The organism is Candidatus Paceibacterota bacterium, assembly GCA_035452965.1.
Lineage (GTDB): Bacteria > Verrucomicrobiota > Verrucomicrobiia > Limisphaerales > UBA8199 > UBA8199.
The window spans coordinates 20,426-30,945 of the sequence record DAOTCE010000050.1 but is presented as its reverse complement, the minus strand read 5'-3'; the positions used below and the strand labels follow the sequence as shown (position 1 = coordinate 30,945).

Genomic DNA, 10,520 nt, shown 5'->3' with positions numbered 1-10,520 from the left:
CGTCCGGTGGTGTGGGAGGACGGTGAGGTTCTAACCCTCACCTCCTACCCGATCGGGTGCGGTGCGCGGCGAGGTTTGCGCGGATGGGCCGTGGCGGTTGGGATTGCGGGGCGTGGTGGCTGGCGCGGCGGCGGAATGTCAATGGCCGTGGGCGTCCGGGCAGGGGTTATGAGCGCGAGACTGGCGGCCGCATTGGGAGCAGTATTTGCTGCCCTTGGCTTGCGGCCGGTTGCATTGAGGGTTGCGGCACAGGCGCATGGCGCGGGCAGCCCAGCCGTAGCGGCCGGGGAGGATGTCAACCCGCCAGCGGTCGCCGGTTTGACTCGCAAGTTCCAGCTCTTTCGCCCGCTGCCAGGCAAATTTCTCCGCTTCGGTGGCAAATGGCGCTATCTTCATGAATTACAGTGGTTTCTGAAGGGTTTCCCCCGAAGGTGTCAAGGCTGTATCCACGGTGTGGAGACGGTGAGGATACGGTGAGGATACGGTGTGGTTCCCAGGTGAGCCGCCTAAGTAACTGAGGTTGGAGGACTTAAGCGGCTTCCGGGGGGGATGGCGGCTGGGAGCGGGGCCTGATATCATCGGTTACTGGCTGATATTGTTGTGCCAGAAGGGAGCGAAGGTCGGACTGCTTGAGTTTGGTGACGCCCCACAGGATGAAGACAATGTCGGCGAAAATATCCAGCCAGCAGAGCGCCGAGGGGAGGAGCAGCACGAACAAGATGGTGAAACCGGGCGCCAGCCCGGGCTTCTTGACGGTCAGCGCCAGCCACATGCCGAAGGCGCCGAGGGCATAGCAATCGGCCAGCATCCGCAGGCTGTAGATGCCGCCCAAACCCAACCCAAGGGCCGCCATTCCCAGTTCCGAGGAACCCGAGCTACCCACTGCCAGCAGGCGAACCACCGCCGGGACGAAGAGCAGTACGAGAAAGATGATGACGGGCCGCTGAAAGTCCCGCCGCAAGGCAAGGACCTGGCCGCGTATGATGTCCCGGCTCGTCACCGGGGTGCAGAGCAACGTCTCGAGGGTACCGTTGCGCCGGGCCTCGACGAAGAAGCGGCAGGCCTGGAGGGCAAGCAGCCACTTGAGCAGAAATCCGAAGGGTCGCACGCCGTACATGCCCAGGGCGAACACGCCCCCTTCGTTGGGCGCGAACAAGGTGGTCGCCAGGACTACCACACCCCATGCGCATACGATGATCCAGGCGAGCCGGCGCAGGTCCGGGCCGCTGCTCAGCAGCCAAAGCACGGGATTGACCGGCAGCAATTCCTGGCGTGCTTTCGCCCGCGCGCCAATCCCGCTCCTGGTCGGCTGCGCCCACCGGCGCAGCAGTCCGCCGGCTCCGCCTGCTGCCGCCCGTTCTTCCCAGCGATGCGGCAACACCGTGCTGGCCAGCGCCAGCAGAAGCCATCCGACCCCGTGCGAGACGGCCAATGCCCGCCAGAACATCCCGGGCTGTCTCAGGTAATCCGGCTCGAGGGCGTTCGAAAAGGCCTGGTAAGGGCTAATCCACGCCCAACATTCCCATTGCAGCGGCAGACGCAGGGCGCGTCCAATGAGGGCGGCCAGGGAGGGGCCGGCGGCCAGCAGGATCACCAATCCCAACGTGGCGCCCATTACCCGTTGTGACTCGCGTCCGAACGCCGAGACGCATATCCCGGCGGCCAGGGAGACGAAGAGCACGTTTACCAGTGCCAGGGTTGTCCGCCAAAACTCCCCACCGGTCAACCCGCCCAACAGCAGCGAGAGCCCGGTGATGGGCAGAATGGCCAGCAGCCCGTAAAAGGCGTTGAGCGACATGGCCATGAACTTCCCCAGCACGACATCGTAGCCCCGCAGATCGGTAAGGAACAGAAGCCCCAATGTGCTCTCGCGCTTTTCCTCACTCAGGCAGTCGGCGGTGAACAAGACCCCGGCCAGCAGGCACAGGCCGAACACGGAATTGGTCAGCGCGGTGTAGAGCGACTTGCCGGTGCTGCCGTAAGCCCCCGCCAGCACCGCAGGGAAGAATGCGAAGAACCCCACCACCAGCGCAATGATAGCCGCCCAGGTGCGGATGCGATAGGTGATCCGGCGCCGCGCTGCCACGCGCAGTTCCCGGTCCACGATGGGGAGGAAAGTCATGGCCAGGCCAGCTAGCGTTTCCAGAATTTCGGGCGCGGCTCGTATCCGCGGGCGGCGGCCCGGCGGAACTCGGCGTGCAACTTGCGCCGGGCCCACAGGCCGAAACCCAGATCCACGGCCAGGCACAAGCCAACCCACAGGCCCAGCACGTACTTTTCGTTCCGCGTCTCCACTCCGCCCAACCCGCCAAGGGATGGTGGCACTATCGCTATCAGGGCAATGCCCCACGGCAACAAGAGGATGCACGCCATGTTCACCCCGGCGGCGTGGATCGGACCCTTTGCCGTGAGCCCGCGCCACATGCCAAGCCAGTAAAGACCGGCCAGGTCGGCGACCAGGATAACCATGCCGGCTGCCCAGAGCAGGATCCACAGAGCAGGGTGCTCCGTGTCAGGCCGCAAATTGGCATCGAGCGCGCCAAGGATCATGAAAAGAAAGCACACCAGCAGCACGACTGTCACGGGCCATTGAAACTGGCGGCGCAACGCCAGCAAGTGGCCGTGCAGAATCTCCTTCACCGTCAGCGGTGTGGATAGCAACAGCTCCAATGCGCCTGCTTTGCGGTCGTCGCTCAATTGCCGCCCCGCTTCCAGCGCGAACCACACCTTGAGGAGGTAATTCAACAGCAAACCGGTCAGGATAAGGGTGCTTTCGTCCAGCCAGTGGCGGTGCCATTTGGCCAGGCCCCAGCCCCACCCGCAGGCTACTACTCCGAGCACGGCCCAAACCGATGCCGGCTTCCATCTCGCTCGCGCTGTCAGCCAGAAGCAGGCGCTCCGGTCCATCAATCGTTCACGGAAGAGGGCGCGGTCCGTCTGGTTGCCGTAAGTCCACGTCCGCCAGCGTTCGCGCCAACGCAGCGCGCGCGCTCCGGCCGGCCGGTCCTGCCACGTGTGAGGCACAATCCCACTTGCCAAGAGCAAGCACGTCCAACCCAGCCCGTGAATGACCGCCACCGACCACCAGAAGTCTCCCGGCGAGGCCGAGAACTGTTGGTCCAGCGCGTGGTACTGGGTGTAGAAGGGGCTTGCCATGAGCCAGCTCCTGCCAGTTTTTGGCGTCGCGCCAGAAAGTGTAAGGCACGCCCCGCACGCTGGCAGGACGGCTGCAAAGAGGAGAACGAGCAATAGCGTCCTGGTCATGGCGCTGCGCTGGGAGCGACTCAGGGCCGACACGCATAGCCCGAGCGTGAGGGAGAAGAAGAGGGTGTTAATCGCCACCAGGGCCATGCGCGCGAATTCGCCCCCCGTGACGCCACCCAACAGGAGCGGCAGGGCCAGGATCGGCACCGCCGCCAGCACGGCGTATAGAGCGCCCAGTGAAGTGGCCGCGAGTTTGCCCAGCACTACGTCGTAGCCTTTCAGGTCCGTCAGAAACAGCAGGCCGAGCGTCCCTTCGCGCTTCTCTTCGCTCAGACAGTCGGCCGTGAACCACACGCCGCTCAGGAGGCAGCACAACACCGCGCCACCCGTCAGTATCAGGAACAGGCCCATGGCGATGTGCTCCGCCGGCAGGTGCTGGTTCCTCAGGAAGAACCACGCGGCAACCAGAATGAGGCCCAGCCCCGCGCCCCAGCGCACCCGGTAGGTGCCGGGCCGTCGCGAGGCGACTCGCAATTCTCGTGCGACGATGGGCAGCCAGGTCATGGACGTGTTGTGTCGAATGGGCTCATTTGGCTGCCCTACTATCCCGGTGTTCGCTCCAGAGGGAAAGCCCTTTGCTTAAGCCGGCGGTAGAGCCACCACCAGCAAGTCCCCGCCAGGAGAACCTGGCAGGCGGCGGCCAGCACCGAGGCGTGCAGTCCTGGCGAATAAGCGGAGGCCGGGCTCGCATAAGCGTGGCGCAGGAAGGTGATCAGTTCCGCCAGCCCAAGTGGCAGGAACATCCCTGCACCGATTGTGAAGAGGAGCGCGGTGAGGAAATTGCGGCAGCGCAAGGAGTAGTACAGCCCGAAAACCGGCACGTTCAGAAATGTCACTGCATAGAACAACAGCACTCCCGCGCCGCGGCGGTTCGGCTGGAAGCTGGAGGTATACAGCCAGACGGCCAGGAGCAACCCGGCGGCCGGCAGGAACTGACTCCACAGGCCGCGGAGCCGCCCTGAGATGATCTGCCTTTCGCTCAATGGCGAAACCAGCAACAGTTCCAGCAGGCCGGTTTCCCGCTCGCGCCGGAAGCTCCCCGCCGCGCTGGCGCCAATGCTCCCGGCCAGCAGCCAGGCCATCATCTCCTGTATGGCGTTGGTCACCCAGAAGAAGTGCCGGTCGGTCAAAATCGTGCTGTAAACCGAGATCAACACGGCTACCCAGCCCCAGGTCACCAACCGTCCGCTCCAGGTCCGCTGCTCCAGCCAGCCGATGGGATTACACTCCAGTTTCCGGTGCATCCAATGGTGAAAGAACGTCAGCCACAGCATCGGCGTGCAGAATATCCGCTCCAGCCAAACCAGCCAGCGAGGGGTCGGTTCCTCCCGCCAGGAGCGCCGGATCCAGGCCCCCGCCGCCAGCACTGCGAAGAACAAGACCAACAAAGAGCAGGCGGCGGTTTGTCCTAGGATTCGGAGGGATTGGCTGGTGGATGCCATCCATCCGGGTGAGTTGGCCCAGGGGTCGGCGGTGTTTGCGACAAGCCCCAAGCCAAGCGCGAGCACATGGTCCCAATTGAACTCGAACAGCGGGAATCCGGGCCTGAAGGTTTGGATCCGCAGCCAACCCACTCCGGTAACCTGGAGCAGCAAGAAGGCGGACGCCAGCAGCGCCGCCCCGACCAGTGCCCGCGACCAGGTTTTGTTCCACGCCGAAGCCAGCAGTCCGGCCGCCAGGGCCAGGCACATCGCGCCGGCGTTCACGATCACGGACAGCGCCGCCTCGGCCCAACTCACCCCGCCCATCAGAAACGGGATGGCCAGCACCGGCACCACCGCCAGCCCCAGGGTCACTGCCCGCAATCCGTGCGCCAGTCCTTTGGCCAGGACAATGTCAGCCCCTTTCAGCGGCGTCAGGAAGAGCAGTCCCAACGTGCCTTCGCGCCGTTCCCGGCTGATACAGTCCGCCGTGAGCATCGGCACCAGCACCCAGATCGCGGCAAAGAGCGTGACGTGGAGCGCCGAGAATAACGGGCGCCCGACCGTGGGCGCGTACCCAAACCGCAAGCCAAACAACACGCCCGCCAGCAGCAGCACGACCACCCCCAGCACCCGCAGGGAGTAAGTGAAGGGCTGCCGCGCCGAGACGCGCAACTCGCGCGCAATTACAGGCAGGACCGTCATGAGGGCGTCCAGTGCCTTGCCTTGCGCCAGGCCGAGGCGGCGCCTCGTGCTGTGGCAGAGATGGATTCGAGCAAGTTGAACCCCGGCATTTCAGTTGTCGCCAGCTCGCCCAACAGCCGGCGCCGGGCAAATCGAATCAGCCCGAGATAAAGCAGCGGGTTCAGGATGTGCAGCAACCACAGCAGAATCGTGAAAGAAAGTGAATTCCCGCTGTAGAACGAACCGTTCAACGCGGCGATTAGCATCCAGCCCACAACGGTGATCAAGTGTGGGATGGCGTTAGCCAAGATCACCGTCCAAACAATCGCCCGGGCCTGGCTGCCCGTCCTGAGACCGAACCACATTCCCAGCCAGCAAAGCGCCCAGACCTGAAGGACGATGTGCATACAGCCGATCAGCACCGAACCCGTGTATTGCAGCCAGAACGAGGGGAGTGGGCCAACAACTCCGGCTTGCTGAACTAAGAAGAATCCCAGATTAAGGATGGTTGGCGCGATCATGGCCACCAGGGGCCAGAGGAGCGCGCGCCGCAATACTTCCCATTGCTTCGAGACAATCTGCCTGGCGCCGAGAGGCGTGGTCAGCAGCAATTCGAGTGCCCCCGTCCCCCGTGCCGCGACGAAGAAACGGCTGGCCGCCCAGGCGAACAAAGCGCTGCCGATTAGCGCCATCCCCAGTATCAATGGCCGTGCCGTGCCCTCATAGAACCTTACGCCTGCGAGACGAACCATAACCAGAGCTACTCCGCTGGTCGAAAAACCCACGATCGCCCCTGCCCAGAGGATGGCTTTCAAGCCGCGTTGGCGTCCAAGCAGCCAGACGATGGGATTTGTGCTGTCATCCAGGGGGCAGTGCGAAGATCTGGCGGCTGTCGTCTCACGCTGGGCGATCGTGGCTGGCGCGGTCCCCGATGTTTCGCCCCTGTCTTCCCGCCATCCGCGCCGCAGCCGAAAGACCGCGCCGGCCAGCAGCGCCCACCCTGTCGCGTGAACCAGCAGCAGCGAAATCCAGTAGTTCGCTGCAGCCACTTTGTACATTCCATCTCCGGCAACAACCAGGGTCCAGAGTGGGCTCAGCAATGCGATGTCGGCTCCTGCCGCGCCGAACTTTCCGCACAGCACCCCCACCGAACAGGGCACCAGGACGACGGCTGCCACCACGATCAACGCGTTCCGTGCGGTCTTCCGCCATTCGTGACCGCGTGCCGAAGCCCACAACCCCGCAGCCAGTGCCACAAACAGCGCATCGAGCAGCACCAACCCTTTGCGGAATGCCTCGCCACCGGTCACGCCTCCAGCGATTACCGGCAGCATCAGCATCGGCAGCAGCGCCACCAGCGCACACAGGCTGGTTAAGCCAGCTGAGCCCAGCTTCCCCATCAGCACATCGAAAACACCAACTCGAGTCAGCAACAATAAGCCCAGCGTTCCTTGCCGACGTTCCGAGCTGAGGATATCGGCCGTGAGAAGGCAAGAGGCGCAACCGACCAGGAAAGCAGCGCTCACGACGGCATCGAGCAGGCCCCGTCCGATGTTCGCCGAAGCGCTGAATGGCCACGGCGACATCAACTGGGGCACACAGACCAACATCCCCGCCAGCGCCACCGCAAAGCGAGTCCAGTAAGCGGCCCGGCTACGCGCCCGCACGCGCAATTCGCGCTCGAGAATGGGCAGAAAGGTCATCGGGAGGAACGGAGTGAAGGAGCAGCGAAATGATCATCGCTCACTGCGTCTCCCCGCGCGTCACGCGCATAAACACCTCCTCCAGGCCGATTTCGTCCTCGCGCAATTCGACCAGTTTCGCCCCGCCGCGCACCAGGATGTCCGCCACAATGCTGTGTTCGACCTCCGGGCTGGCCAGCGTCACCTTGATCTCTCCATCCGCCGCCGCCACTTCGGCGATCTCCTGGCGCGCCTTGAGCAGCTCGATGGCCTGCGCCTGGTCGCTGGAAACGCGCACCCACACGACCCGCCCCTGCGACATCTGGTCCCGCACGCCCTGCACCGCGCCGCTGTAGATCAGCCGGCCCTTCTCAATAATGGCCACGCGGTTGCACAAGGTTTGCAGCTCGCTCAGGATGTGCGAGGAGATGATAATGGTTTTGCCCAGGCGCTGCAGCTCCTGCAGGATGGCCATCATCTCGATGCGCGCCCGCGGATCGAGGCCGCTGGCGGGCTCGTCCAGCAGCAGCAACTGCGGGTCGTGGATCAGCACCCGTGCCAGCCCCAGCCGCTGCTGCATGCCCCGGCTCAGCGCGCCGATAAGCGCCCCTTTCTTCTCCGTCAGCCCCACCAGCTCCAGCACGTCGTTCACCGTCTTCTCCCGCTGCGCTGTGGGGATTTTGTAGCAAGCCCCGAAGAAATCCAGGTACTCCGTCACTTCCATGTCCTTGTACACGCCGAAGAAGTCCGGCATGTAGCCGATCACATGCCGCACCGCGTCCGCCTCAGCCACCACATCGCGGCCGAGAATCTTCGCGGTGCCGGCCGAGGGCGCCAGGAACGTGGCCAGGATGCGCAGTGTGGTGGTTTTGCCCGCACCGTTCGACCCGATGAAGCCGAACAGGTCGCCTTTGTTCACCGTCAGGTCCAGCCGGTCCACGGCGGTAATATTTCCGTAAAGCCTCGTGAGGCCGATCGTTTGAACAGCCGGAATGGGTGGTGCGGAATCGTTCATAGTAAAGACGTTTGCCCCAGGACTTAGTTAACCGGCAGCGATACCCGCCAGAGGGTGTTGCGGAGGGTGCGTCGGGGCGTAAACTGGCGCATCGGCTTGACCGGCGCGTAATCGGCCGCCCATGCCAGCAGCACCGCGTTGCCGCGCTCCGCCAACGGCGACAAATCCAACCCAGGCGGCGTGATGAAGTGGCGCATCGAGTCCGAGGTGCGGCTCATCTGTGACAGGAAGGATGCCGCCATCGTGCCGTTGGCCAGGTCGTCAATGTGCTCGCTGCCACGGCTCCCGAACGTTCTTTGCCGCGCTGACACCGCGCTTTGAAAAGCCGCTCCTTGCTGGCCGACGAACTCCGCCAGGGATTTACCCTGCTGCGGCTGTATCTTGAACGTTTTGTTTTTTTGCGCTGGGATTTCCCCGAGCGGCATGATGTGGTCCTCGATGACAATGTGCACGTTCGTCAGGCTGCCCTCGGTGTGGTTCTCGACCTTCACTTCCCATCCCGCGCCCTGTCGGGTAACGGCCGCCTCGAGCGGCACGGGGGCCGGCTCCCACCAGTCGTTCACGAAGAGCTGGCTTGTCCAGACCGGCACGAAAATCTCCCCTCTAACCGCGCCATCGCCTGCCTGGATGAAGGTCGCCTTGTCGCCGGACTGGCCCGGGTTCCACTGTCCCGCAAACTCTGCCCGCAGGGCCGAAAACTCCTGCCGGCTTTCCAGCCAATACCTTTGGTTGGACGGCGAATACACCGACGCGTAGGTCCGCCCACGGAGCTCCGCCCGCTCGCCCCTGGACAGCACATCCACCACGTGCAACTCGTTCCACTCCGACTCGCCGGCGCGGAGTTTGTAGCCGATGAAGTAAATCAGCAGGGAAAAGAGCACCACGTAGCACGGGAAGGTGATCCAGGTCAGCATCGGCCGGCCGATGCGTTTCAACCAATACCGGTCGAGCGGGCCAATGACGACCAGATACACCAGCAACAGCAGCAGCAGCCAGGTCACCGGCAGCTTGTGCACCTGCCGCGTGTCAATCATCGCCCCGAATATCCCATCGCTGCTCCAGCCGCCCGGGTGACGGTAATCGGCGGAGACGTACCACGCCCCCGGCACTTCCGCGAGCCGAGCCCAGAGTGTGGGCAGGTTTTTCCAGGATCGGAAAGGCTCGCGCTCCGGGCTGAACAGCAGCAGCGTCACTCGCCCACAACCGCGCGTTGCCGTGACAATCAGCGGCTTGTCTCCCGCAGCCACCAGCACTTGACCATCGCGCAGTTGCCCCGTCGCCGCTTGCACGCTGGCCAGTTCAAACGCCGGATCGTCCGGCAGATTGCTGAACGGATGCGCTGTGTTCACCCCTGCGCCGGGCGCGGCGCCACCTCGCGTGGATGACCCCGACTGACCCCGGAGCGAACCGGCAAACTTCGCCGGCCAGTTTCCGCTGCGCAGCCACGCTTGAAGCCCCGAATGATCCTGCACCGGCTGTATGTCATGCAGTTCGCAGGGCAGCACGCCCCGCAGCCAGGGTGTCGCGGTTATGTCGGAAACTTGTTCCACCCCCACGATCAGGTGCCCGCCGCCATGCAGCCAGGCCAGCACCGCCTTTGCCTGGCCTGCCTTGAGGTCCAGCGCCGCCTCAGAGTTCAGGTAGAGGGCATCCAATCCCTCCAGCACAAGGGGGTTGTCAGGGAATATTCCCGGCAACAACCGTGCTACCGCCGGTTGCAGACTCTGGTCCTGGGGCAGAATCGGCCGGAGCACCGGCAGTCCCGCCGGCGTCCGCACCAGTGCGCCGAGCAACGGCGTGGTGGATGTGGTTGATCGCCTTGCCCGCAACGCCGTCTGCTCGGCCCGCACCTTGCCTCGTTCATCCAGCAACCGTACGTTCCAGACGCCGGAACTGGCAGCGGCCGAGAACACTGGGATCACAAATCGCTTCAGGGTCCCGGTCGGCAGCTCCACCACCGCCCGGCGGCCCTGGCCGCGGTTGACATACTCCGCCTCTACCTCGACCGTCCCCATGAACGTCGGCCCGTCATTCTTGACCTCGCATACCACCGGGAACCAGCTCGCCTGCGGCACGATGCCGTCGTAGCCCAGGAAGACATCGAATTGCAGCGCGGCCTGCAGCGTCACCGTTCCCCCGAACAACGCCGCCACCCACCACACCAGCGCCAGATGGCAGAAGCGGTTCATTTCCCGGTATGAGAGACTCCTGAATTCAGAATGCCCTGCCATGGTCTTCTTGCGATATGTTCGAATGGCCCACTCTATAAGCAGACTCCCCCTCTTCCGCAATGTTCAATTCCTTGCTTCCGCCGTTTCCCACGCGCCCGGCTGGACGCAACGTCATGAGTCTAACCATCTGGATTAATCGTAGAGTCCGGGGAAGCGCCAACAGCGATTATCACCCGTGCCGTTCGGATGGTCCCCCCAGCTCCCAAGCTTCACACTGTCCATA

At 63.9% G+C, this 10,520-nt stretch carries 7 protein-coding genes; all 7 read right to left on the bottom strand.

Going from position 1 to position 10,520, the window contains the following annotated elements:
• Positions 1 to 138 precede the first annotated feature (138 nt).
• A complete protein-coding gene (locus P5205_21315) occupies positions 139 to 396 on the bottom strand; it encodes a hypothetical protein (GenBank protein ID HSA12903.1) in 258 nt (85 codons plus the stop codon).
• A gap of 133 nt (positions 397 to 529) precedes the next feature.
• Positions 530 to 2,122: an ABC transporter permease subunit gene (locus tag P5205_21310; protein ID HSA12902.1), complete on the bottom strand. Its 1,593-nt coding sequence runs from the start codon at positions 2,120 to 2,122 to the stop codon at positions 530 to 532.
• An 11-nt stretch (positions 2,123 to 2,133) separates the two neighbouring features.
• The gene (locus tag P5205_21305) at positions 2,134 to 3,768 is read right to left on the bottom strand and encodes an ABC transporter permease subunit (GenBank protein HSA12901.1); all 1,635 of its coding nucleotides are present in this window, start codon (positions 3,766 to 3,768) and stop codon (positions 2,134 to 2,136) included.
• A gap of 38 nt (positions 3,769 to 3,806) precedes the next feature.
• Complete coding sequence (locus P5205_21300) at positions 3,807 to 5,390, bottom strand: ABC transporter permease subunit (protein HSA12900.1); 1,584 nt, start codon at positions 5,388 to 5,390, stop codon at positions 3,807 to 3,809.
• The gene (locus tag P5205_21295) at positions 5,387 to 7,072 is read right to left on the bottom strand and encodes a hypothetical protein (GenBank protein ID HSA12899.1); all 1,686 of its coding nucleotides are present in this window, start codon (positions 7,070 to 7,072) and stop codon (positions 5,387 to 5,389) included. The genes P5205_21300 and P5205_21295 overlap by 4 nt, the downstream gene beginning before the upstream one ends.
• Before the next feature lie 40 nt (positions 7,073 to 7,112).
• On the bottom strand, positions 7,113 to 8,066 hold the full coding sequence (locus P5205_21290; protein HSA12898.1) for an ABC transporter ATP-binding protein: 954 nt from the start codon (positions 8,064 to 8,066) through the stop codon (positions 7,113 to 7,115).
• A gap of 23 nt (positions 8,067 to 8,089) precedes the next feature.
• Positions 8,090 to 10,255: a hypothetical protein gene (locus P5205_21285; protein ID HSA12897.1), complete on the bottom strand. Its 2,166-nt coding sequence runs from the start codon at positions 10,253 to 10,255 to the stop codon at positions 8,090 to 8,092.
• Between the last annotated feature and the right edge of the window lie 265 nt (positions 10,256 to 10,520).

Excerpts from the sequence above, each read along its gene's own strand:
- P5205_21315 (HSA12903.1), bottom strand. The coding sequence starts at position 396 with ATGAAGATAGCGCCATTTGCCACCGAAGCGGAGAAATTTGCCTGGCAG.
- P5205_21310 (HSA12902.1), bottom strand. The coding sequence starts at position 2,122 with ATGACTTTCCTCCCCATCGTGGACCGGGAACTGCGCGTGGCAGCGCGG.
- P5205_21305 (HSA12901.1), bottom strand. The coding sequence starts at position 3,768 with ATGACCTGGCTGCCCATCGTCGCACGAGAATTGCGAGTCGCCTCGCGA.
- P5205_21300 (HSA12900.1), bottom strand. The coding sequence starts at position 5,390 with ATGACGGTCCTGCCTGTAATTGCGCGCGAGTTGCGCGTCTCGGCGCGG.
- P5205_21295 (HSA12899.1), bottom strand. The coding sequence starts at position 7,072 with ATGACCTTTCTGCCCATTCTCGAGCGCGAATTGCGCGTGCGGGCGCGT.
- P5205_21290 (HSA12898.1), bottom strand. The coding sequence starts at position 8,066 with ATGAACGATTCCGCACCACCCATTCCGGCTGTTCAAACGATCGGCCTC.
- P5205_21285 (HSA12897.1), bottom strand. The coding sequence starts at position 10,255 with ATGAACCGCTTCTGCCATCTGGCGCTGGTGTGGTGGGTGGCGGCGTTG.